This window comes from Brucella pseudintermedia (genome assembly GCF_008932435.1).
GTDB lineage: Bacteria > Pseudomonadota > Alphaproteobacteria > Rhizobiales > Rhizobiaceae > Brucella > Brucella pseudintermedia.
In genome coordinates, this window is record NZ_WBWE01000001.1 from 170,707 (window position 1) to 193,991 (window position 23,285).

Genomic DNA, 23,285 nt, shown 5'->3' on the forward strand with positions numbered 1-23,285 from the left:
TTTCCCTCACAAAGCCGGAATGCGCCTGTTCACATCGGCGCCCATGCTGACCGTGTGGGTCATGCGGGCTTCCGGACGGCGGCGCGTCAGGGCCAGAAGAATGCCCATCGTGATGGCGATGGCAATGAGCGACGACCCGCCATAGGAAATGAACGGCAGGGTCATGCCCTTTGCAGGCATGAGATGCAGGTTCACGGCCATGTTGATGATCGACTGGAAACCGAACAGGATGACAATCCCCGAGACGGCCAGACGCGTGAATGCATCGCGCTCGCGCAGCGCAATCGAAAGACCGCGCACAACGATGAACGCGAACAGCAGCATGATGACCATGCACAGGATGATGCCGTATTCTTCCGCCGCGACCGAGAAAATAAAATCGGTATGGCTGTCCGGAATGATGCGCTTTACCGTGCCTTCGCCCGGACCTTGCCCGAACCAGCCGCCGCGCAGGATTGCCTCACGACCGGCATCGACCTGGAACGTGTCACCCTCGCCCGTCATGAAGCGGTTGATACGCCCCGCCACATGGTCGAACATGAAATAGGCTGAAATGCCGCCGCAAACCGCAAGGCCGCCGAGGACCAGAATCCAGAACATCGGCAGACCGGCGAGGAAGAACATGGCGCCCCATGTGCCTGTGGTCAGCATCGTCTGGCCAAGGTCAGGCTGGAGAACGAGCAGCGCCGCAACAGTACCGAACAGCAGCATGGCCAGAAAATTGCCAGGCATTTCGCCGCCGCGTTCGCGTTCTGAGAACAGCCAGGCGCAAACCACCACGAAAGCGGGCTTCATGAATTCCGATGGCTGGATGGAGATGCCTGCAAGATTGACCCAGCGCCGCGCGCCTTTCACTTCGATGCCGAAAAACAGGGCGGCAACCATCAATACCAGCGAAATGCCAAGCAGGATCAGGGCAAACCGCCTGATCTGGCGCGGCGAGAGAAACGACACGCCGATCATGACGGCGACCGCCGGAAGCATGAAGAAAATCTGGCGTTCGACAAAATGGAAGCTGTCCAGCCCGATGCGCGACGCCACAGCCGGGCTTGCGGCGAATGACAGCAAAATTCCAAGCCCCATCAGGGCCAGACATGCAGCGAGGAAGAAGCGGTCTATTGTCCACCACCAATTGGCGACAGGACCGCGATCGACACGGCTTACCATCAGCTTTCCCCTCTCATTGGCGTTACACCCGGAAGCGCCAGAACGGCGCTGCGGAATGCATCGCCGCGTTTTTCAAAATTCTGGAACTGGTCGAAGCTTGCGCAGGCAGGCGACAGCAGAACGACAGGCTCCGGCGCGGCATCGTTGCCAGCATCGCGCGCGGCATGTTCGACGGCAACAGCAAGCGTGTCGGAAATCTCGAACGGCGCCGCATCGCCAAGCGTTGCCGCAAACTGCGCCGCAGCTTCACCGATCAGATAGGCCTTGGCAATCCGCGGGAAGAAAACTGACAGCGAAGCAATCCCGCCTGCCTTCGGCACGCCGCCTGCAATCCAGTAAATGTTCTGCGGGAAGGATGACAATGCCGGAGCAGTCGCTTCCGCATTGGTTGCCTTGGAATCGTTGACGAAGAGGACTTTCCCGCGATGCCCGACCTGCTCCATGCGATGGGCGAGGCCCGGAAAGCTCTTCAGACCGGCGTGAATTTCTTCAAGGCTCAGGCCGACCGACAGACAGGCGGCAATCGCCGCAAGTGCATTCTGCGCATTATGCGCGCCGCGCAGCGAGCCGATACCTTCAAGAGAAGCGATTTCATCGACTTCTCCATCCTGCGCCCAGAACAGTTTCGCGCCATCGGCAAAATAGCCTTTGCCAAGACGCTTTTCCTTGGAAATCCGCACGACATTTACGCCGTCGCGATAAAGCCGGTCGGCAATGGCTTCGCAATATTGATCGTCCACGCCGACAATCGCCGTGTCGCTTGCTGCCACAAGCCGTTCCTTGATCGCCGCATAGTTTTCCATCGAGCCATGACGGTCGAGATGGTCCGGCGTCAGATTGAGCAAAATTCCTGCAGTCGGGTTTAGCGACGGCGCAAGATCAATCTGGTAGGAGGAGCACTCAACCACATAGAAACGATTTGCCTGCGGCGGTTCCAGCGTCAGGATTGCCGTGCCGATATTGCCGCCGAGCTGCATGTCGCGACCAGAGGCCTTGATGATATGGGCGATCAAGGCGGTCGTCGTCGATTTGCCGTTGGTGCCAGTAATGGCAATGAATGGGCAATCGGGAGCAATGTGGTTGCGCTCGCGCACGAAAAGCTCCACGTCGCCGATGATTTCGACCCCGGCCGCATGAGCCAGATCGACGGTCCAGTGCGGCTTTGGATGGGTCAGCGGAACGCCGGGCGAAAGCACGAATGCCGCAAATTGCGACCAGTCTGCCTGCCTGAGATCGCCCGTGGCAATGCCCGCGCTCTGCGCACGGGCAACGCTGTCGGGATTGTCGTCCCAGGCAATGATCTTTGCTCCGCCGCCAAGAATGGCCTTGGCGGTCGCAATGCCCGACCCGCCCAGTCCGAAAAGGGCGACTGTCTTATCCTTGAGGGCGGTGATCGGGATCATGGCACTTTACCGGAGCTTGAGGGTGGAAAGACCGATCATCGCGAGGATGATCGCAACGATCCAGAAGCGGATCACGACCTGGCTCTCGGTCCAGCCCTTCTTTTCGAAATGGTGGTGGATAGGCGCCATCAGGAAGACGCGCTTGCCAGTCAGTTTGAAGGAACCGACCTGAATAATGACGGAAAGCGCTTCCATGACGAACAGTCCGCCGATGATGGCAAGGACGATCTCGTGCTTCGTCGCAACGGCGACCGTGCCCAACATCCCCCCCAGCGCCAGCGAACCCGTGTCGCCCATGAAGATGGCGGCGGGCGGCGCGTTGAACCACAAAAAGCCGAGACCGGCGCCGATGACTGCGCCGAGGACGACGGCAAGCTCACCTGTGCCGGGGACGAAATGGATTTGCAGATAATCGGCGAAGATCGCGTTACCGGAAAGATAGGCGATAAAGCCAAAGGAGGCCGCGGCCACCATGACCGGCACGATTGCAAGCCCGTCGAGGCCATCGGTCAGGTTTACCGCATTGCCCGCGCCAACCATGACAAAGGCTGCAAACGGGATAAAGAACCAGCTCAGATTGATGACAAACTGCTTGGCGAAGGGGAATGTCAGCGAGGACGAGAACGGCTCCTGCCCTGCCCGCATGATGATGAAGGCGGCGGCTGCGGCGATCAGGAATTCAATGCCAAGACGCGCCTTGCCCGAAAAACCCTTGTCGGACTGCTTCGTCACTTTGAGATAATCGTCATAGAAGCCGATAGCGCCGAAACCCACCGTAACCAGCAGCACCACCCAGACATAGACGCTGGAAAGATTGGTCCAGAGCAGGCACGACACGAGAATGCCGGTCATGATCATGAGACCGCCCATGGTCGGCGTACCGGCCTTCTTGAAATGGGTCTGCGGGCCGTCGGCGCGGATCGGCTGGCCTTTCCCCTGACGCACCCGGAGCGAGTTGATGATCGACGGGCCGAACAGAAACACGATCAGCGCCGATGTGATCATGGCGCCGCCGGTGCGGAAGGTGATGTAGCGGAACACATTAAGCGGTGTCATATGTTCGGCGAAGAAGGTGAGAAGCATAAACATGTAGAGAAAAATCCCTCAAATACCGCTTATTCCGCCGGTTCCACCGGCGGAAACTGGCTGATCAGCGCCTTGACGATTTTGGAAAAACCGATCCCCTTCGACGATTTCACCATGATGACATCGCCCGGACGGACCGTCTTGATCACCAGCGGCAACAATTCGTCGGTGCTCTGCCTGTACTCGGTATGAATTTCAACCGGCAAGGCATTTTTGAGCGCCGACATGTCCGGTCCACCGATAAAAAGCGCATTCACTTCGGCATCCACGATCGGACGCGCCAGATCGGCGTGGAGTTTTCCCGACTGACGGCCAAGCTCGAGCATGTCGCCCAGCACCGCGATACGGCGGCCGCGCGAGCCTTCCGGTGCCGTCGAATGCAAGAGTGACAGGGCTGCGCGCATCGAGGTCGGATTGGCGTTATAGCTCTCGTCGATCAGCGTGAACGTGCCTTCGGGGTGCTGGAGCACATGGCGCGCGCCACGACCGCCTTCGGCAGAAAGCGTTGCCATTGCCATCATCACCTTGGCGATATCCGCGCCGACCAGATCGGCTGCGCCAAGGACGGCGAGCATGTTCTGCACGATATGACGGCCCGGCATGCCGACCTTGACTGCCGCTTCATGCGCGCCAGCCTTCACCGTCATGCAGGAACAGGTCGGATGCAGCTTCACTTCGCGCAGGCGGTAATCAGAACGGGCATTCTCGCCGAAGGTGACGATATGCTCGACGCCTGCCTTTTCAGCCAGCTCTTCCAACTGCTTGAAGCGCTTGTCATCGCGATTGAGGAGCGCATAACCGCCCGGCACAATGCCCTCGAAAATCTCCGCCTTGGCGACGGCGATTTCTTCCAGATTGGCGAAATGGCCAAGATGCGCGGGCGCGATCAGCGTAATCAGCGCCACGTGCGGGCGCACCATCTTCACCAGCGGGCGGATTTCGTCATGATGATTCATACCGATTTCAAAGACGCCGTAATCGGTATCGGCCGGCATGCGCGCAAGCGTCAGCGGCACGCCCCAGTGATTGTTGAATGACGCCACCGAAGCATGAACCTTGCCCACTTCGGAAAGCACATGGCGCAAGGCTTCCTTGGTCGTCGTCTTGCCGACCGAACCCGTCACCGCGATGATCTGTGCCTTTGAGCGTGCGCGCGAGGCAATGCCAAGCTTGATCAGGGCTTCAAGCACGTCCTCGACCACGATCATCGGCACCTTGGAATTGCCGAACGCGGGCAGACGATGTTCCGCCACCACGATCAGACCGGCACCGGCAGCCATGGCAGCGGTGACGAAATCATGTCCGTCGAACTGTTCGCCCTTGATAGCAAAAAAAGCCTCGCCCGGCTTCAGCGAGCGGCTGTCGATTGAGATACCGGTAATGCCAGCAGGAAGGTTGCCAAACGGCCTTCCTTCCATGGCTTCGACCATATCATCGGATTTCCACAGCCAGTCACTCATTCCGAGCGCTCCTCAAGGCGGGCGGCCAGCGCTGCCGCCACTTCGGCGTGATCCGAGAACGGCAGGGTGATATTGCCGACGATCTGCCCCTCTTCATGTCCCTTGCCTGCAACGACCAGCGTATCGCCCGGCTGCATCATCGACACGGCGGTGAAGATTGCCTCGCGGCGATCACCGATTTCGGTTGCGCCCGGCGCTGCCGCCATGATTTCGGCGCGGATCTGGGCCGGAACTTCCGAACGCGGATTGTCGTCCGTGACAATTGCCACATCAGCCAGCCGGGAAGCGATTTCACCCATGATCGGGCGCTTGCCCTTGTCGCGGTCACCGCCGCAGCCGAAGACCACGATCACCCGGCCCGTCGTGAACGGCCGCACCGAAGTCAGCACATTTTCGAGCGCTTCCGGCTTATGGGCGTAATCGACATAGGCCGGGGCGCCGTCTTCCGTCGCACCAACGAGATCAAGCCGTCCGGGTGCCCCTTTCAGGAGCGCCAGGGCGCGCATCGCAGCCGCGGCTGGAACGCCCGTGACCATGGCAAGCCCTGCCGCCACCAGCGCATTCGCCACCTGAAAATCTCCGGCAAGCGGCAGCTCGATCTCGAAAATCTCGTCGCCGATGCGCACTTCCACGTGCTGGCGGAAACGTTCATGCTCGACACGCTTGAGGGCAATGAAGTTACCCTTCCGTCCAACCGTCTTCACGTCGCAACCGGCAAGCGTCGCCGCTTCGATGGCCTGCGCTGAAAAATGATCGTCGGAGAAGATGATGGCTGGCGCGCCCTTCGGCAAAAGCGTGGTGAACAGGCGCATCTTAGCGCCAAGATATTCATCGATGGTCGCGTGGTAATCCATATGGTCGCGACCGAGATTGGTGAACGCACCGGCAGCAAGCTTGACGCCGTCGAGACGCCGCTGGTCAAGGCCGTGCGACGAGGCTTCCATCGCCGCATGGGTAACGCCTTCATCGGCAAGTTCGGCCAGCACGCGATGCAGTTCCACCGGATCGGGCGTGGTCAGTGAATTATAGTCGCTGCGTGTCGGCGAGAAGACGCCCGTCGTGCCGATATTCGCGGCCGGGAAACCGGCATAGGCCCAGATCTGGCGAGTAAAGGAGGCAACGGAGGTCTTGCCGCTGGTGCCCGTAACGGCAACCATGACCTGCGGCTGCTTGCCATAGAACTGCGCGGCGGCAACCGCCAGCGCAAGGCGCGGGTCATCAACATGGAGGACCGGCACGCCTGCATCGGCGATGACCGTGTCCTTGCCCGCAACGATAGCGCTGGCGCCACGCTTGATGGCATCGGCGGCAAAAGCCGCGCCGTCCGCTTTCACGCCCTTCAAGGCTGCGAAAAGAAAACCGCGTTCAACCTTGCGGGAATCCGATGTGACGCCGGTGATCTCCACCTCGCCGGCATTGCCGGAGGCCAGTTCCTTGAAAAGAGCGATTTCCTTCAGTTTCATGGTCATACCAAATCCAGATTCAGTTGTGCGCGTAACGCTGCAAAGGCTGTTTTAAGCGAATCAGTCGTATTCGTTGGAAACCATTGCTGGCGGCACTTCCTGTTGAAAATCGGGCCTGCCGCTTAAATTGCTAACCATTGCTGGCTGGGCTTCGAGTTGGAAATCCGGCTTCACCCCGAGGAACGATGCGGACCGGCGGATGATCTCCGAAACCATCGGCGCTGCGTTGAGACCCGCGGTTGCGCTGAACTTGCCTTCTTCCGGCTTCGGTTCGTCGATGATGGTCAGCACGACATAAGTCGGGTCATCCATCGGAAATGACGCCAGAAACGCGTTGAAGCGCACGTCCTTCGAATAGCGGCCATGCACCACTTTTTCCGCCGTGCCGGTCTTGCCGCCGACGCGATAGCCCGGAACCGTCGCGCGCTTGCCGGACCCACCCGGCGCCGTCGCATTGAGGCGGTAGAGATAACGCATGTCGGCAGAAACCTGTGGATGGATGATCTGCTTGGCCACCTGATCGGCCTCTGCCTGCGTGCGCATCAGGAATGTCGGCGGCATCAGCTTGCCGCCATTCATCAGGGCCGCAGCGCCAACCGCCGTCTGCAACGGCGTTGTCATCATGCCGTGGCCGAACGAAATGGTCATGGAATGAACCTTCTTCCACACACGCGGCTCGACCGGGCGCGCCACTTCGGGCAGCTCCGTCTGCAAGCGGTCGAGAAGGCCGATCTTTTTCAGGAACGCGCGGTGTCCTTCGATGCCGACGGCATCGGCTTCGCGGCCTGAACCGATGTTGGATGAGAAGATGAAGACTTCCGGCAGCGTCAGCACGCGACCCTTGCCGTGGAAGTCACGGATGGTCTGGCGACCGAACACCAGCGGGCGCGACGCATCAAGGCGAGAATTGAGGTTAAACTTGCCGGAATCGAGCGCCATCGCCGTGGTAAAGCTCTTGATGGTCGAGCCCATTTCATAGGTGCCCGCAGACATGCGGTTCAGGCGGTCCTTATCCAGCGCGTGGACCGGATTGTTCGGATCGAAATCCGGCACCGATGCCATGGCGATCACTTCGCCGGTCTTGACGTTCAGCACAACCGCACCGGCGGCAATCGCCCGGTAGCGTTCCATGGCCTTGACCAGCACGTCGCGCATGATGTGCTGCACGCGAATATCGACGGAGAGACGCACTGGCTCCAGCGACTGCCCGGTCGCAAGGCCGACGGAACGCAGGTCAGTCAGGCCCTGGCTGTCGATATATTTCTCCATGCCCGCAATGCCCTGATTGTCGACATTAACGAGACCGAGAATGTGCGATGCGGTGGGGCCGCCCGGATAGAAGCGCCGCTTTTCGGTCCGGAAGCCAATGCCCGGCACGCCGAGCGCCATGATCTGGCTCTGCTGGCGCGGCGTGAGCCCGCGCTTGACCCAGACGAAGCCCGCACCGCTTTTCAGACGCTTGTATGTCGCTTCCCAGTCGAGGTCTGGAAGCACGGTGGACAGCATTTCGATGGTCTCGTCGGGATCGACGATCTTGCGCGGCTCGGCATAGAGCGAGGCCGTCTTGATGTCGGTCGCCAGAATTTCGCCATTGCGGTCCAGAATGTCCGGGCGCGACGCAAGCTGCTGCACGGCCGGTCCTGCATTCTCCTCGTCTTCGCCCCCGATAACGCCGAAATAGATAAGCTTGCCGCCCATCACGCCATAGATGCCGACAAAGCAGGCGATGGCCATCCACAGGCGATTGCGCGCGCGGTTGCCATGCTTCTTGCGCGAGCCGACAAACGCCATGTTGCCGGCCAGCTTTTCATCGCCAGCCGGCTCAACACCGTTACTTGCCTGCAAATTCTTTTTTCTGAAAGGTCTCAGCCGCATGATCAGTGCCTCGCCCCGCTTTTCTTGACGCTGCCGGTCGTGATGGCATCCTTTTCGAGCACGCCGCTTGCGAGCAATTCGTCGCTGCCGGAAATGATTTTCTGGATATCGTCAACCGGACGTTCCGGAATTTCGTTGACGCCCAGCAGAAGCTGTTCCGCTTCGATCGGCTGGAGATTGAGTTCCTTTTCATAGACCCCGACGAGGCTCTGCAAGCGGCCAGGCTGGGTCATCAAGGCCCAGTCGGCGCGCAGGAGCGTGATCGTGTCCTTCTCGGAATCGATCTGCCGCTTCAGCTTGGCGATCACTGCGATCTGCTTTTCCGCGTCATATTTGATCGTGTAGGTGACGGTCGCCGCCACCAGCATCGCCGCTATCATGATGATGTCGAAAGTACGCAGCACTCGTTCAACTCCGGGCCAGTTCGTTCGTCTCGGGCAGTTTGGGCAGTCCGAAAAGCGATAGATCGTCTTCCAGTGGCGGATTATCCGTCCTGATCCCGGCGCGCAGCTTCGCGGAGCGCGCGCGCGGGTTTCGTTCTTCTTCCTCGGCCGTCGGGCCGACAGCGCCCTTGACCGCAGCCGTGAAGCTCGGCAGGCGGACATGCGTTTCCGGCAGATGGCGCGACCCCGCGCTGCCGCCCGCGCGGTCCGCGAAATAGCGCTTCACCATGCGGTCTTCCAGCGAATGGAAGGTCACGACAACCAGCCGGCCACCTGGCTTCAGGATGCGCTCAGCAGCAAGCAACGCCCGCGCCAGTTCGCCCAGTTCATCGTTTACATAGACGCGCAGCGCCTGAAACACGCGCGTCGCCGGATGAATGCGATCCTTCGGATTGCGCCCCACCAGCGTTTCGATGGCATTGGCAAGATCGAGCGTGCGGGTGAAAGGCTGCGCCGCACGGCGCTTGTCGATCATGCGCGCAATGCGGCCCGCATGACGCTCCTCGCCCAGAAAATTGAAGATGCGGGCAAGATCGCCGGTCTTGAGACGGTTGACCACATCGGCAGCACTTGGACCCTTTTTCGACATGCGCATGTCAAGCGGGCCGTCCTTCTGGAAGGAAAAGCCGCGCTCGGCCTCATCGATCTGCATCGATGACACGCCAATATCGAGCACAACGCCGTCCACCTTGCTGCCTGCTCCCTTTACGGTCGAGACTGCTTCGTCCAAAGCAGAAAACCGCGACTCGACCAGATTGAGCCTGCCCGGAAACTGCTTTTCCATCGCCCGCCCGGCTTCGATTGCGGTTGGATCGCGGTCGATCGCGATCACGTCCGCGCCCGCTTCGAGTATGCGGCGCGTATAACCGCCAGCACCGAATGTCCCGTCGACGATCACCGCGCCGGTCACAGGCTTCAGGGCATCGATCACTTCGGCAATCAGCACCGGAACATGACGGACTTCAGCCCCACCGGCTTGAGAATTGTCTCCGCCGAGGCTTGCCATCATTCCGATCCTTTCCCGGGTACGCGGCCCGTTATCTAAAGCGCGTTGCGCTTAGAGCATTTCCCGCTTTCGGGAGACATGCCTGAGTGTTGCCTTTGGATTCCGCCCATTTGCCGTCAACGTGGGGGCATGACGGATTCGTTCATCAGTTATCGGATATTAAGCTTAATGAAGCGTTATCCTTTGGCGGGAGTAAGGGAGTAAGGGAGTAAGGGAGTAAGGGAGTAAGGGAGTAAGGGAGTAAGGGAAAAAAATCCTTATTCTCGGTCAAGGCAAATATTTTGCTTGCCTTGTCGCCATCGGCTTCGCACCCTATTCCCCTATTCCCCTATTCCCCTATTCCCCTATTCCCCTTCCTCCCCCTTTCCCGTTGACACCTGCCGCGCACGCGCTTATTTAATGCAAATAGTTTGCAACTGCATTAAGTCATCAAGGCATTTCTCATGGCTCCTCATGGAGAAAATTCGTCTGGCGCTGGCGAAGTTACGTTTGAAGGCTGGCGGCGTGATCGCGGCGAGGCATCCATGTCCGATGTCCACCGCTCAATCAGAGTCAATCGATCCGGCTCGAAGTTCCGCCGCGCGCTGTCCTTCTTCGGACCCGGCTATCTGGTAGCTGTTGGCTATATGGACCCCGGCAACTGGGCCACCTCGCTGGCTGGCGGCTCCCGCTTCGGCTATACGCTGCTCTGTGTCGTTCTGTTGTCCAATCTGATGGCCGTGCTCTTGCAGGCGCTCTGCACTCGCCTTGCGGTCGCGACGGGTCGCGATCTGGCGCAGGCCTGCCGCGATGCCTATCCGCGTTTTCTCGCCTGGCCGCTCTGGCTTCTGGCCGAGCTTGCAATCTGCGCCACCGATCTTGCCGAAGTCATCGGCACGGCCATCGGCCTCAACCTGCTGTTCGGCATTCCGCTTGAAATCGGCGTCATCATCACCGCCGCCGACGTGCTTCTGGTTCTTTATCTTCAGAACAAGGGATTCCGCCGCGTCGAGGCGCTCATTATCACGCTTCTGGGCGTGATCGCGCTCTGTTTCCTCATACAGATCTTGATGGCGCAGCCGCAATGGGGCGAGGTCATCAGGGGGTTTGCGCCTACCACCGAGATCATCCGCAATCCGGATATGCTCTATATTGCGCTTGGCATCATCGGCGCCACGGTCATGCCGCATAATCTCTATCTGCACTCCGGCATCATTCAGACCCGTGATTACGGCCATACCACGCCCGAAAAGCGGGAAGCCATCCGCTTTGCAACGTGGGATTCCACGATTGCGCTGACATTCGCGCTTCTGGTCAATGCGTCGATCCTGATCCTGGCGGCTGCGAGCTTCAACGCCACCGGCAATACCGCGGTTGAAGATCTCGACAAGGCCCATGCTCTTCTGAACCCGCTGCTCGGCTCGGCTCTCGCGCCGACGCTCTTTGCCATTGCGCTTCTGTGCTGCGGTCTGAACTCGACCATCACCGCAACCATGGCCGGGCAGATTGTCATGGAAGGCTTCATCGACATTCGCCTGAAGCCCTGGCTGCGCCGTGCGATTACGCGCTTCGTGGCGATCGTTCCGGCTGCCGTGGTGACGATGATGTATGGTTCTGAAGGAACGACCGAGCTTCTTATCCTGTCTCAGGTCGTGTTGAGCCTGCAACTGCCCTTTGCGATCATTCCGCTTGTCATATTCACGGCAGAGAAAAAGAAGATGGGATCGCTGGTCGCGCCGCGCTGGGTGACGCTGCTTGCCGCCATCACCGCCGCAATCATCGTCGTTCTGAACATGAAGCTGATTTACGACTTCCTGACCGGCGTGCCGATCTAACCTCATTCCAAGGCTGTTCCTGGAACACTTGGAGCGGTTCCTGTTTTAACGGAGCGTCGGAACCGCTCTGGAGAAAGATTGTCAGCCGATCTGTAAGCCGGGTTCTGTATGGCCGGGCTCGCGCCCGACGTGGCAGCCATTCATCTGGGACGGATGTCGCCACCCGCCTCGTGCAACCCACCCGGACGGCTGATCCGGAAACCGATTGCCGGCCCTTGCGAACCGACGCGCCGTCCCTATTCGGTTTTGCTCCCGATGGGGTTTACCGTGCCGTCTGCATTACTGCAGACGCGGTGGGCTCTTACCCCACCCTTTCACCCTTACCCCGTCATCCCTGCCGCTACGTCATGCAACGGTACGGAAGACGGGGCGGTCTGCTTTCTGTGGCACTTTCCCTGGGGTCGCCCCCGCCGGGCGTTACCCGGCATCGTGTTTCCATGGAGCCCGGACTTTCCTCACCTGCCGCCTTTCGGCATATGACAGGCGCGGCTGCCCGACCGACTGACAGCGCGCATATAGCAACGATAGCGCAACAGTGAAACCGGATTCCGGAAAAAATCTGGTCGCAGCGGCAACAGAAAAGCCGACAGTGTTGCCACTGTCGGCTTTCCGTTCGCATCAGGCTGCCTGTACTCTACGCGACCGCCGACGCAAATTGGTCAGAGCCCGCGCATATATGCCTTGACCGAGCTGCAATATTTGGCAGAGGTCGGGTTCATGCGCGTTGCGCCGTGACCGGCATTGTATTTCAGGATCGTGCCGCAGGTGCTTCCGCCGCCGAGCTTCTGCGCCATTGCAAGATACTTCATGCCAAACTGGATGTTCGTGGATGGCTCGTAGAGGCCCTTGGCGGAGCCGGTGTAGCCAAGGCCGCGTGCGGTCGAGAGCTTGATCTGCATCAGGCCGATTTCACCGGCCTTGCCGCGCACGTTCGGCTGGAAATTGCTTTCGTGACGCACAACCGCATGGGCCAGCGCGGACGGCACGCCATAGGTCGAGGCGTAGCGATTGATGATGCTGGAATAGGCGCTGCCTTTGACATTGCGGGCAGTCGTGTCTTTCGACTGCGAACGCTTGCCGGTGAAACCCTTTGTGGCCGGAGCCGCGCGGCGGGTGATGACCGATGCCTTCTTAGGCGCTGTGGTTGGCTTTTCTGCCTCTGCAGACTTGTTCTGCTGGCGTGCCTTGAGGAGAGCTGCGAGGTTGGTCGGTTCGGTTGATGGGGCACTCAGTGCCGGATTCAGGCCAAACGAACTCATCGCGCCGACAAGGGCGCTAACAACAACAAATTTGATTTTCATAACCTACCGTCTTGGAACGTTTCTTTTGTCAGGCCGCCTGTCTTGGGGGGTGACGACCCTGTTTTTGATCCCGCCCGATATGGCCCGTCAGGCCCATGACCGCTGGGATTGCCGAATGAATTGGTGGGCAAATGCAGCCGAAGATTGGTTGCAAAAGTAAAATAGTCTTACAGGTTGCAACATTGGCGACTCATGCACGATCGGCGCGAACTGCCGTTGCAATCCGTCCGCGATGGGGCCGGATCGATCTATTTTAATGAAAACATTAGAAAAATAAGAAATGCCGCCCCGTGAAGGAACCGGCCGCCTGAGCCGTGTCAGGCGGTAACATTCTGCAGGGAAAAAATCAGCCTGTAGAGGGTATCTATGGTAGAAACATCGGCCACGCCGTCCACATTCTGCGGCCGAAAATGGCGCTGAAAGGCCTTGATCGCGATCTCCGTGTCCTCATCGAAGACCCCTGTGATGCCAATTCCATAGCCGTAAAGCGCCAGCATGGACTGCAAGGCTTCGACCGGCTGGCCCTGTTCTCCGCGTGCCAGAAAGCGCCCGCCCCGGATCGGGGTCGGCTCGATATAGTGGCCGATGCCCGCCTCATGGAGCCGCTTCCACGGAAAATTATGGCCGGGATCGGTCTTGCGCGCCGGCGCGATGTCCGAATGGGCCAGCACGTTCTCCGGCTTGATGGCGTGGCGCTCGCATATGTCCCGGCAAAGACGGATGACCGCGTCGATCTGCACATCCTTGAACGGCGGATAATCTTCGAGATTGCCCGGATTGACGATCTCGATGCCGATGGAGGCCGAATTGATATCCGTTTCGCCCTTCCAGAAGCTCTTGCCTGCATGCCAGGCCCGCGCCTTTTCCGATACCATCTGCACGATCCGCCCGTCTTCATGGACGAGATAATGGGCGGAAACTTCCATCTCGGGCGACTTCAAAACCTGCACCGCCTCTTCGGCGGTTGCCAGACCCGTATAGTGGAGGATCAGAAAGGCGGGCACCTTGCCGTCGCGGCGAGGACCAAAATTGGGCGACGGGTCCAGTGTTGCCCCGGCGAAATCCGGCTGGATCAGCGCCAGCTCCTCCAACGATTGGCTCTCGATGTCGCGCGCGCCGCTCATGCCGCCTCCAGATTCTTCTCGATACTCGCCCAGGCCGCGTTTATCGCCGCAAGACGCCTGTTGGCAATGGTTATGAATTCGAGCGGCAGGCCCTCTGCCACCAGCCGGTCCGGGTGATGCTCCTTGACCAGCGCACGATAACGCTTGCGGGCCATATCGAAGGAAACGCCGCGCTCCAGCCCCAGAATGGCGTAAGGATCATCCGCGCCGCGCTGGACATGCCGGATGGCGATGCGGTCGAAAGCCACCTCGTCGTAGCCGAAAATTTCCGCAACGCCCGCAAGAAAGGCCATTTCCTTTTCGTGCACATAGCCGTCGGCAGTAGCGATATGGAAAAGTCCGTCGAGGATGTCTTCCAGCAAATGGCAGTCGCTCTGTCCCTCGCTGCACAATCCGGCAAGCTGACGCGCATAGGATTCGTAGCCCGCCACATCCTGCTTGGCGAGATCGTAGAGCCGCGCGACATGCGCCGTCTCTTCCTTCGGCACGGCGAATATGTCCTGAAAGGCACGGATTTCATCCTGGGTGACGATCCCGTCCGCCTTGGCCATCTTGGCGGAAAGCGCGATCATCGCGATGGAGAATGCCACCCGGCGGCGTGTGTCGGCATCGCCTTCAAAGACGGTGCGCACGGCTTCGATAACGCCAGTGATGGCATTCGACGCCACGGACGTGACAAACTCACCGATGCGAACCCAAATCGACATGGGACTTTTCTATAGAATTCCAAATGAACTGAAAACCGCCCGCACGAGCGAAAGTTGAAAAAACAAATATTTAGAAAGAACACCGAGCCGCAGGCTCAGATTATTGCTGGGGCTCGCGATCATTGAAGGAACGCTGTGCAACCGCAGCCGCGGCCTCCCCCGCCGCCTGTGCCTGCTCATCCGTCTGCCCCACCGACTGCGCCGCCGCGACCGCATTTGCGCGCGCCCTTTCGATGGCTGCAGCTTTTTCTTCCGGAGTTACCACCCCCGCATTCTCGCGAAGCGACTTGACCAGATCGGGGCCTTTTTCCGCGCCTGCGCTTTCCGCTGGTTTGGCCGGCTGCGATATGGCGGCAGCGCCCTGTTCGCCGCCATTGGTCGTTGTAGCGGTCTCGTCATTCCCCTTGCCGCAAGCAGCAAGCGCAACGAGAACAATCGCAGAGATGAAAAACACGAAGTTACGGTTCATGACAAAAGCCATAACCGAACCGAGCCTGCGTTGAAACACGCAAAACGCAGAATGCCCGTCTTTTCCCACTATGGTTGCCTTAACATTCATATCAAATCCGAAACCACCGGCAAAAGCCGTCAGGCAAGAATGGCGATCCGTAACCCGGATCGCCATTCGGCTGCAAAGCGGTCACGACGTCGCGACCTTGGAGCGCATCCCACTCAGATCGAAACGCGCACTAGTTGGAAGGTGCGGTTCCCGTACCCGGCGTCGATGGTGCCGGAGTGGTCGGTGCGGGTGTGGTCGGGGCTGGCGCCGTGTCGTTGTTCGAAGGCGCTGTCGGCGCGGATGGTGCCGGCGCGTTGGTCGTGTCGTCCTTCTTGTCGTTGCACGCTGCAAGACCGAGAAGTGATACGGCGGCGACAGAAGCAATCAGAAACTTCTTCACTTAGGCTCTCCTTCCTAGGTTAGGCTCTTGGCCTGGTTTGGGCATCAAATGGCAAGTTGCCAAACGCCTCTCTGTTTCTCCGTGCGTGGCCGGTTTTCCGGCCAATCACCTTTGCGGCCTCTCATCGACACAGAAATCCTGTCGACCCGGACCTTCACCCGAAAAAACGGCAGCAGCGCGAAAAGGTTCTCTCAAATAGTCTTACCAGACGTAATAAAGCGATAGTATTACAGGGCTGTAGCCCAATTCCGCCGGTTCATGGGCCCGCAATTATTTCGTCACGTCCCTGTCATTGGACGATGTTTAACTTTGCATAATCGAAGCCGGATTCGCGCATTGAGGAACTTTTGATGACAGAGCAAGCAACAGGCGGCACAATTCTCAAACGTGCGGTGACACAAAACAACGCCCTTTCACGCGCGGGTTTTTCCGAAAGATTGTTCGCGTGGCTGTTCAAGGGGCTGGTGTATCCGCAAATCTGGGAGGACCCGGAAGTCGATATGGCGGCGCTTGCCATCGAACCGGGCCACCGCATCGTCACGATTGCATCGGGCGGCTGCAACGCCCTTTCCTATCTGACCGCCGACCCGGCCCGCATCGAGGCCGTCGATCTCAACCAAGCCCATGTCGCCTTCAACCGGCTGAAGCTGGCGGCACTGAAGCATCTGCCCGATTATCAGGCTTTTTATCGCTTTTATGGCAAGGCTGACGACAAGACCAATCTGGCCGCCTACAAGCGCTTCATCCGCCCGCATCTCGACAGCGAAAGCCGCGCTTATTGGGAAAAGCGCAAATGGAACGGCCGCCAGCGCATTTCCATCTTCTGGCGCGATCTTTATCGCCACGGCTTGCTCGGCGTCTTCATCGGCATGGGTCACCGCGTGGCGCGACTCTACGGGATCGATCCGCGCGACATATTGAAGGCGCGCACGATGGAAGAACAGCGCAGCTTCTTCGACGCGGCGCTGGCACCGCTTTTTGAAAAACGCATGGTGCGCTGGGCGACAGCCCGCAAATCCTCCCTGTTCGGGCTTGGCATACCGCCACAGCAATATGACGCCCTTGCCACCGCTGGAAATGGCGACATGGCGCTTGTCCTGTGCAGCCGCCTTGAAAAACTCGCCTGCGGCTTTCCCCTCGCCGATAATTATTTCGCCTGGCAGGCCTTCGGGCGCGGCTATGGCGGCGATGAAGAGACCGGGCCGCTCCCGCCTTATCTGTCACGGGGCAATTTCGAAACGGTGCGCGCCCGCGCCGATCGCCTGACAGTGCAGAACGCGAGCTATACCGATTTTCTCGCGGCCAAGCCTGCCGCTTCCGTCGACCGTTATATTCTGCTCGATGCGCAGGACTGGATGAGCGACGGACAACTCAACGCGCTATGGAGCGAGATCACCCGCACGGCGGCGCCCAATGCCCGCGTCATCTTCCGCACCGCTGCCGAACCGAGCCTGCTTCCGGGACGGGTGGCGCCAGAGATACTGGATCGCTGGACGTACCAGGCGGACCAATCCCGCGCCTTGCATGACCGCGATCGTTCCTCGATCTATGGCGGCTTTCATCTCTATATCTTGAAGGATGCCTGACATGCTGCGCAGCCCATGGAGCATTCAGGGTATCGACCATGCCAGCCTCATGGATCGGGTCTATCGCCGCCAGCGGCACTTCTACGATGCCACGCGCAAATATTATCTTCTGGGCCGCGATCCGATGATTGCGGGACTGGCCGTCCCCAAGAACGGCACGGTTCTGGAGATCGGCTGCGGCACAGGCCGCAATCTGGTGAAGACCGCGGAACATTATCCCGACGCCAGGCTGTTCGGTATCGATATTTCCGCGGAAATGCTGGATACCGCCCGCCGGGCTGCGGAGCGCGCCGGCATCGAAAGCCGCGTCCGGCTTGAGCGTGCCGATGCCGCGCAATTCGATCCCGAACGATTGTTCGGACAAACGGGCTTCGACCGGATTTTCATTTCCTATGCCGTGTCGATGATCCCGCAATGGCAGTCAGTTGTCCGCGAGAGTATCCGCCATCTCGCTCCACAGGGGGAATTGCACATCGTCGATTTCGGCGATCAGGCGCGCTTGCCCGGCTGGTTCAAGCGCGCCCTCTATACATGGCTTGAGTGGTTCCGTGTGACGCCGCGCAACGACCTGCTCTCCTTCTGCGAACAGCTTGCATCAGAACGCGGCTTTTCGACCGAACAACGCATTCTTTATCGCGGCTTCGCGTGGATCATCACGGCTAAAGCTATTCATTAGCTTAACAAATATACTAACCGCGCATTATAATATTATTCCACAGTAATTTTGATTTCCGCATCGTCCTGAACGCCTTCCAAACCATGAGGGTCGGTACATTCTTTGCCATCACAAGTTGCATTAACAGCCCCAGTTACTGCCGTAAGCCACTTTTTATTATATTTCCAGTGTTTAAACTCTATAATATTATTGTTGTTTTGATCTCTCCACCTAACTGCTTTACTGCCATCGGCACAAACCATAAAATTGCTATCCTGAATAACAAAAGGTTTAGGGGTATTACTCACATCAATACTCTCAGGACCTGCATCATGCATGCATTGGACCCAAATCCTTTTCATAACGGTCGTTTTTGACGTCGCATTTTGAAAAGTAACAATATATTTTTGTTCGGCACTCGCTGATGAAATCAATATAAAACTAAAAATACCCGCCGAAACGGCCGTTAGCGCTTTTTTTAACATAATTTTAACCATAGATTTTTTAAATTAAAAAGATTTTTGGAAACCAGCGTCAATCCAGCCAATTTACAGAAACTACTATATCCCATTCCATATTGTGGAACTCCTGTATGAATCACCTGGCCAGCCGTTTTATCCCGTCTCTGGGCATCTTGTCTTTGAGCGCCTTTCTGCTTTCCGCCTGCACGACGGTGGACTACGACTTTTCCGATGTGAAGAAATCAGGCGGCTCGGTAGCCCGGATTCCGCCGCCCTCCGGCCCTGTGAAGGCATCGCGTTTCGGTGATCGCGACCCGCACGACTGGACTGGCAAGACCCCTTGGCACTATCCGATCCACGGCACGGACGTTTCCAAATATCAGACCAATATTGACTGGAGCGCCGTTCGCGCCAGTGGCATTTCCTTCGCCTTCATCAAGGCGACCGAAGGCGGTGACAGGGTTGATGACCGTTTTCAGGAGCACTGGAACGGCGCCCGTCAGGCAGGCATCGCACGGAGCGCCTATCACTTCTACTATTTCTGCCGTCCGGCCATCGAGCAGGCGCGCTGGTATATCCAGAACGTGCCGCGTGACCCCGGCGCGCTTCCGCCCGTCCTCGACATGGAATGGAACCCGCAATCGCCGACCTGCAAGCTGCGCCCCAATGCAGCCGTTGTGCGCAAGGAAATGCGCATCTTCCTGCAAGCGCTGGAAAAGCATTACGGCAAGCGCCCGATCATCTACACGACGGTCGATTTCTTCGATGACAATGACCTGCGGCAGATGGCGGATTATCCATTCTGGCTACGCTCCGTTGCCGGTCATCCGGACGAGAAATACGGTCCGCATCCGTGGACGTTCTGGCAATATACGGGCACCGGCTCCATTCCCGGCATCAAGGGCGACGCCGACATCAATGTCTTCGCTGGCGATGCCAACACCTGGAAAAAGTGGCTGGAAAGCAACAAGGTTCGCTAACACGGCTCGGTTTGGCGGTTCACTCTAAGTTTTGCTTCATTTCCGATGCTTGTTGAGGCAATAGCAGAACAATCCTCGGAAGGGAGCCGCATGCTCCCGATCATTAGTGTGAGTTACCAATGAAGTTTTTTGCTTCAGTTATAGCAGCCGCATTGCTCGCGTCGACAACCATGTCCACCGCACAGGCCGCCGCATCTCCGGCGCCCGCTGTGACGCCATCTGAAAACACCGTCAACCTTCCAAAGCCGGAATGCGAGATTGATTTCGGCCAGTGGATGGACAATCTGACCAAGGAAGCCCGTGACGCCGGTGTCGGCGAAAAAGGTATCGCGGAACTGCACAAGGCCATGCTTGAGCAAAAGGTGCTCGACCGCGACCGCAAGCAGACCGTCTTCAACCTGACCTTCACTGAATTTTCCAAGCGTCTCATCTCGGATGCGCGCCTGAAGAAGGGCCGCGAAAATCTGGTCAAATATGCCGATGTCTTCAAGAAGGTTGAGGACACCTATGGCGTTCCCGGGCCGGTGCTTGCCGCTTTCTGGGGGCTTGAAACCGATTACGGCGCGATCCAGGGCGATTTCGATACGCTCAACGCACTTGTCACCCTTTCCTATGATTGCCGCCGCCCGGACCTGTTCCGCCCGCAGCTCATCGCCCTTCTCAAGCTTTTCGATCAGGGCGTCGTCGATGCGGCGACCACCGGCGCTTGGGCCGGCGAAATCGGCATGATGCAGCTTCTGCCGAAGGATTATCTGGAGCGCGGCGTCGATGGCGACGGCGACGGCAAGGTCGATCTGAAGAACAGCGTTCCCGATGCCATGATGACCGCCGGTCGTATGATCTCGGAACTTGGCTGGAAACGCGGCCAGCCCTGGCTTGAGGAAGTTCGTCTCACCAAGGATCTGCCTTGGGAAGAAGCGATCCGCACCAACCGCAAGCCGCATTCCTGGTGGGCCGAACAGGGCGTGACCGGGATCAATGGTCCCCTCGGGCCGGATGACGGCGATGCGTCGCTTCTGCTGCCGCTTGGCCGCAAGGGACCGGCTTTCCTGTCCTATCCGAACTTCGACGTGTTCGTGGAATGGAACAAATCCATCGTCTACGCCACGACGGCTGCCTATTTCGCCACACGCCTGGCTGGCGCGCCCGCCTTCGATCCGGGCAATCCTGATCAGGGATTGACGCAGGACCAGTTGAAGGAACTTCAGACCAAGCTTCAGGCGCGTGGCTATGACATGGGCAAGATCGATGGCGTTTTCGGTGTCGCCACCCGCGATGCCGTGCGCGCCGAACAGATGCGCCTTGGAATGCCGGCCGATTCATGGCCGACGCCGGAGCTTCTCGATAAGCTCTGATTTTCGGCAAGGCGCGGAGTTCAAAGCCCGCGCCTTTTCCTTTCCTGAACTGAAATGCGCCCCATGCTCACCACGCTGTTCGTTGTCCTTCCCGTTTTCGCGCTGATTTTCTCCGGTTGGGGCGCCTTCAAGCTGAAAATACTGGGTCCTCATGCGATAGCGGAGCTGAACCGCTTCGTGGTCTATCTGGCGCTGCCCGCCCTTCTGTTCGACATCATGGCCAATACAAATGGCAGCGAACTATGGCAGCCCGGCTTCATTGCGGTGTTCCTGCTTTCGAGCGCGATTGCTTTCGCCTTGCCGTTTGTGGTGCGGCTGCGCGGAAAACTGCCGCTTGCGGATACCGCACTCGACGGCCTCAACGCCGCCTATCCCAATACCGGCTATATGGGCATCCCGCTTTCGATGATTGCCTTCGGCTCCGGCGTTCTGGCCGCAACCACCATTTCGATCATCATCACCGTCTGCGTCACCTTTGCTTTCGCAATCGTGCTGATCGAAATCGGCCTGCAAACCGAGAAGAAACCGCTCCGCCTCATCTGGAAGGTCATGCGGTCCCTGATCCGCAATCCGCTGCTTGTCGCTCCGGCGTTGGGCGCGGCTGCGTCTTTTCTTGGGCTCACCATCCCCGCCCCTGCGGAAACCTTCCTCAAGATGCTCGGCGGCGCCGCATCCCCTTGCGCGCTGGTTGCGCTTGGACTGTTCCTCGCCCAGCCCCGCAAGATCGAACGCGAAAGCGTCAATGCCATAGCCTTCCTTGTTGCTGTCAAGCTGATCGTGCAGCCGCTCGCAACCTGGCTGCTGGCGGTCTATGTATTCGGACTGCCGCCCCTCCTCGCGCAGAGCGCCGCCCTTCTCGCAGCCCTCCCCACCGGCACCGGTCCCTTCATGCTGGCCGAGCATTATCGCCGCGAAGCAACGATAACCTCCAACGTCATCCTCTATTCGACCGTGCTATCCATCCTCACTTTGTCGGCATATCTGGCGCTAATTCGCTAAAAACCACAAAAAACATGCCAAAAAACCTGTGGCAACTGCGGCGAAAACAGCACCAAACGTGGCAGTTCGATGTCTTTTTCATGAAATGTGAACAAATTTTTCTGGTCAAATATTTCAATGATTTAGAGGGTAAACAATAGGTTTATTCCCCTATCACGGCAGATTGCAGAACGAAATCTTCTTTTGTTCGAGGCGTTTTGCGCTTAGATTCCTGTTTCCTACCAGCGCGCGTCCGCTCCGTCGGGCGCATATGAAGGAGACAGACCAATGGGACTTACGCGATCTTTGAATGTCCTCATGATCTGTGCGGCATTTGCATTTGTTGCAGCGTTGATAGCAGGGGTCATCCCTTAAAGCATGTCTCCCGAAAGTGGGAACCGGTTTCGGGATAAAGACATGCGTGAAAACAAATCGAGAGCATTTCCGACGATCCAGCCTAAACAGGAAATGCTCTAAGGGAAATGGCCTAAACCATTACGGCGGCTTCGGTTTTTGAGGATAGGCCGACCCGCACGAAAACGAGAAAGCCCGGCGAAATTGCCGGGCTTTCTTATTTCAGGCAACCTCAAGAACCGCCTCTGCCTTCGGCCTTATGCCGATCATATGACAGATCGCAAAAGGCAGATCGGCGCGATTCATCGTATAGAAATGGAAATCCTGCACGCCGCGTTCGATCAGGTCCATCACCTGTTCCGCAGCAATCGCCGCCGCCACGAGCTGATGTGTCTGCGGATCGTTGTCCAGCCCCTCGAATCGTTCCGCCAGCCAGCTTGGAATATGCGTCGCCGAGCGCGCGCAGAAATTCTTGACCTGCTTGAAGTTATGGACCGGCAGCACGCCCGGAACGATCGGAATGTAGATACCGGCGCGGCGTACGCGCTCGACATAACGCTCGTAAAGATCGTTTTCGAAGAAAAACTGGGTGATGGCGCGCGTCGCTCCATTATCGACCTTGCGCTTCAGCATATCGATATCGGTCGCAAAATCCGGGCTTTCCGGATGTTTTTCCGGATAGGCAGAGACCGAAATGTCGAAATCCGCAATATTGCGCAGGCCGGAGACCAGTTCGGCGCCGTTCTGGTAGCCGCCGGGCGTCGGCACATATTTCTCGCCGATACCGGCTGCCGGATCGCCGCGCAGTGCCACGAAACGATTGACGCCAAGCGAAGCGAATTCACGCACAACACGGTCGACTTCCTCGCGCGTCGCATCCACACATGTCAGATGCGCGGCGGGCTTGATGTCGGTTTCCTTGAGAATGCGCGCTACGGTGCGTGCCGTGCGTTCCCGCGTGGAACCGCCCGCGCCATAGGTCACCGAAACAAATTCGGGCTGCAACGGGGCAAGCCGCGTGACCGTATCCCAGAGACGCTGTTCCATTTCTTCCGTCTTGGGCGGGAAGAATTCGAACGATACCCGGGTGGTCTGGCCAACGTCCGGTCGGCGGGAAAGACCGTAAAAACCCATCAAACTGTCTCCGTCATGCTCGGAGCATTTTGCA

Annotated in this window: 20 protein-coding genes, 1 other RNA gene and 1 pseudogene; 6 read left to right on the top strand and 16 right to left on the bottom strand. The window is 58.5% G+C overall.

From position 1 onward, the window contains the following. Window positions 1-6: 6 nt before the first annotated feature. From ftsW to rsmH, 8 genes are read right to left on the bottom strand one after another with little or no spacing between them, the layout of a single operon-like run. A complete protein-coding gene (ftsW, locus tag F9K78_RS00785; RefSeq protein ID WP_121985018.1) occupies window positions 7-1,167 on the bottom strand; it encodes a putative lipid II flippase FtsW in 1,161 nt (386 codons plus the stop codon). After that, the gene (gene murD, locus F9K78_RS00790; RefSeq protein WP_121985017.1) at window positions 1,167-2,570 is read right to left on the bottom strand and encodes a UDP-N-acetylmuramoyl-L-alanine--D-glutamate ligase; all 1,404 of its coding nucleotides are present in this window, start codon (window positions 2,568-2,570) and stop codon (window positions 1,167-1,169) included. The genes ftsW and murD overlap by 1 nt, the downstream gene beginning before the upstream one ends. 6 nt (window positions 2,571-2,576) lie before the next feature. Further along, window positions 2,577-3,659, bottom strand: a complete 1,083-nt coding sequence (gene mraY / locus F9K78_RS00795; protein WP_121982146.1) for a phospho-N-acetylmuramoyl-pentapeptide-transferase — start codon at window positions 3,657-3,659, stop codon at window positions 2,577-2,579. A 26-nt stretch (window positions 3,660-3,685) separates the two neighbouring features. Further along, complete coding sequence (locus tag F9K78_RS00800) at window positions 3,686-5,116, bottom strand: UDP-N-acetylmuramoylalanyl-D-glutamyl-2,6-diaminopimelate--D-alanyl-D-alanine ligase (protein WP_121985016.1); 1,431 nt, start codon at window positions 5,114-5,116, stop codon at window positions 3,686-3,688. Then, on the bottom strand, window positions 5,113-6,585 hold the full coding sequence (locus tag F9K78_RS00805) for a UDP-N-acetylmuramoyl-L-alanyl-D-glutamate--2,6-diaminopimelate ligase (protein WP_121985015.1): 1,473 nt from the start codon (window positions 6,583-6,585) through the stop codon (window positions 5,113-5,115). The genes F9K78_RS00800 and F9K78_RS00805 overlap by 4 nt, the downstream gene beginning before the upstream one ends. 54 nt (window positions 6,586-6,639) lie before the next feature. Beyond that, complete coding sequence (locus F9K78_RS00810) at window positions 6,640-8,454, bottom strand: peptidoglycan D,D-transpeptidase FtsI family protein (protein WP_121985014.1); 1,815 nt, start codon at window positions 8,452-8,454, stop codon at window positions 6,640-6,642. A 2-nt stretch (window positions 8,455-8,456) separates the two neighbouring features. Then, window positions 8,457-8,858, bottom strand: a complete 402-nt coding sequence (gene ftsL, locus F9K78_RS00815; RefSeq protein WP_121985013.1) for a cell division protein FtsL — start codon at window positions 8,856-8,858, stop codon at window positions 8,457-8,459. A gap of 4 nt (window positions 8,859-8,862) precedes the next feature. Then, window positions 8,863-9,906 (bottom strand): 16S rRNA (cytosine(1402)-N(4))-methyltransferase RsmH, encoded by a 1,044-nt coding sequence (gene rsmH, locus F9K78_RS00820; protein ID WP_162929767.1) that lies wholly within the window; start codon window positions 9,904-9,906, stop codon window positions 8,863-8,865. A 440-nt stretch (window positions 9,907-10,346) separates the two neighbouring features. Here rsmH and F9K78_RS00830 point away from each other — a divergent pair, with 440 nt between their 5' ends. After that, window positions 10,347-11,717 (top strand): Nramp family divalent metal transporter, encoded by a 1,371-nt coding sequence (locus tag F9K78_RS00830; protein WP_121982832.1) that lies wholly within the window; start codon window positions 10,347-10,349, stop codon window positions 11,715-11,717. A gap of 77 nt (window positions 11,718-11,794) precedes the next feature. On the opposite strand, the gene rnpB is transcribed toward F9K78_RS00830, so the two are convergent. The 6 genes and pseudogenes from rnpB to F9K78_RS00860 form a co-directional block, all read right to left on the bottom strand. Next, window positions 11,795-12,222, bottom strand: an RNA gene (gene rnpB, locus F9K78_RS00835) — RNase P RNA component class A. Window positions 12,223-12,376: 154 nt separating this feature from the next. Further along, entirely contained in the window at window positions 12,377-13,018 is a 642-nt protein-coding gene (locus F9K78_RS00840; protein WP_121982831.1) for a lytic transglycosylase domain-containing protein, read from the bottom strand. A 317-nt stretch (window positions 13,019-13,335) separates the two neighbouring features. After that, window positions 13,336-14,142 (bottom strand): N-acetylmuramoyl-L-alanine amidase, encoded by an 807-nt coding sequence (locus F9K78_RS00845; protein ID WP_121986025.1) that lies wholly within the window; start codon window positions 14,140-14,142, stop codon window positions 13,336-13,338. After that, window positions 14,139-14,849, bottom strand: a complete 711-nt coding sequence (locus F9K78_RS00850; protein ID WP_121986024.1) for a J domain-containing protein — start codon at window positions 14,847-14,849, stop codon at window positions 14,139-14,141. Before F9K78_RS00850 ends, F9K78_RS00845 begins: the two co-directional genes overlap by 4 nt. Window positions 14,850-14,949: 100 nt before the next feature. After that, window positions 14,950-15,368, bottom strand: a pseudogene (locus F9K78_RS00855) (hypothetical protein). A 170-nt stretch (window positions 15,369-15,538) separates the two neighbouring features. Then, window positions 15,539-15,748 (bottom strand): hypothetical protein, encoded by a 210-nt coding sequence (locus tag F9K78_RS00860; protein WP_121982828.1) that lies wholly within the window; start codon window positions 15,746-15,748, stop codon window positions 15,539-15,541. A 350-nt stretch (window positions 15,749-16,098) separates the two neighbouring features. On the opposite strand from F9K78_RS00860, the gene F9K78_RS00865 reads away from it, so the two are divergent. Continuing rightward, a complete protein-coding gene (locus F9K78_RS00865; protein WP_121986046.1) occupies window positions 16,099-17,334 on the top strand; it encodes a BtaA family protein in 1,236 nt (411 codons plus the stop codon). A 1-nt stretch (window position 17,335) separates the two neighbouring features. Then, window positions 17,336-18,010 (top strand): class I SAM-dependent methyltransferase, encoded by a 675-nt coding sequence (locus F9K78_RS00870; RefSeq protein ID WP_121986023.1) that lies wholly within the window; start codon window positions 17,336-17,338, stop codon window positions 18,008-18,010. 32 nt (window positions 18,011-18,042) lie between these two features. Here the strand turns inward: F9K78_RS00870 and F9K78_RS00875 are convergent, their stop codons facing one another. Next, entirely contained in the window at window positions 18,043-18,474 is a 432-nt protein-coding gene (locus F9K78_RS00875) for a hypothetical protein (protein WP_144897536.1), read from the bottom strand. Window positions 18,475-18,581: 107 nt separating this feature from the next. Here F9K78_RS00875 and F9K78_RS00880 point away from each other — a divergent pair, with 107 nt between their 5' ends. The 3 genes from F9K78_RS00880 (at window position 18,582) to F9K78_RS00890 (ending at window position 21,784) form a co-directional block, all read left to right on the top strand. Continuing rightward, the gene (locus F9K78_RS00880; RefSeq protein ID WP_121986021.1) at window positions 18,582-19,430 is read left to right on the top strand and encodes a glycoside hydrolase family 25 protein; all 849 of its coding nucleotides are present in this window, start codon (window positions 18,582-18,584) and stop codon (window positions 19,428-19,430) included. Window positions 19,431-19,549: 119 nt separating this feature from the next. Further along, window positions 19,550-20,785: a lytic murein transglycosylase gene (locus tag F9K78_RS00885; RefSeq protein WP_121986020.1), complete on the top strand. Its 1,236-nt coding sequence runs from the start codon at window positions 19,550-19,552 to the stop codon at window positions 20,783-20,785. 63 nt (window positions 20,786-20,848) lie between these two features. Continuing rightward, complete coding sequence (locus tag F9K78_RS00890) at window positions 20,849-21,784, top strand: AEC family transporter (RefSeq protein WP_121986019.1); 936 nt, start codon at window positions 20,849-20,851, stop codon at window positions 21,782-21,784. A gap of 555 nt (window positions 21,785-22,339) precedes the next feature. Here F9K78_RS00890 and metF read toward each other — a convergent pair. Next, the gene (metF, locus tag F9K78_RS00895; protein ID WP_121982823.1) at window positions 22,340-23,251 is read right to left on the bottom strand and encodes a methylenetetrahydrofolate reductase [NAD(P)H]; all 912 of its coding nucleotides are present in this window, start codon (window positions 23,249-23,251) and stop codon (window positions 22,340-22,342) included. Window positions 23,252-23,285: the final 34 nt, after the last annotated feature.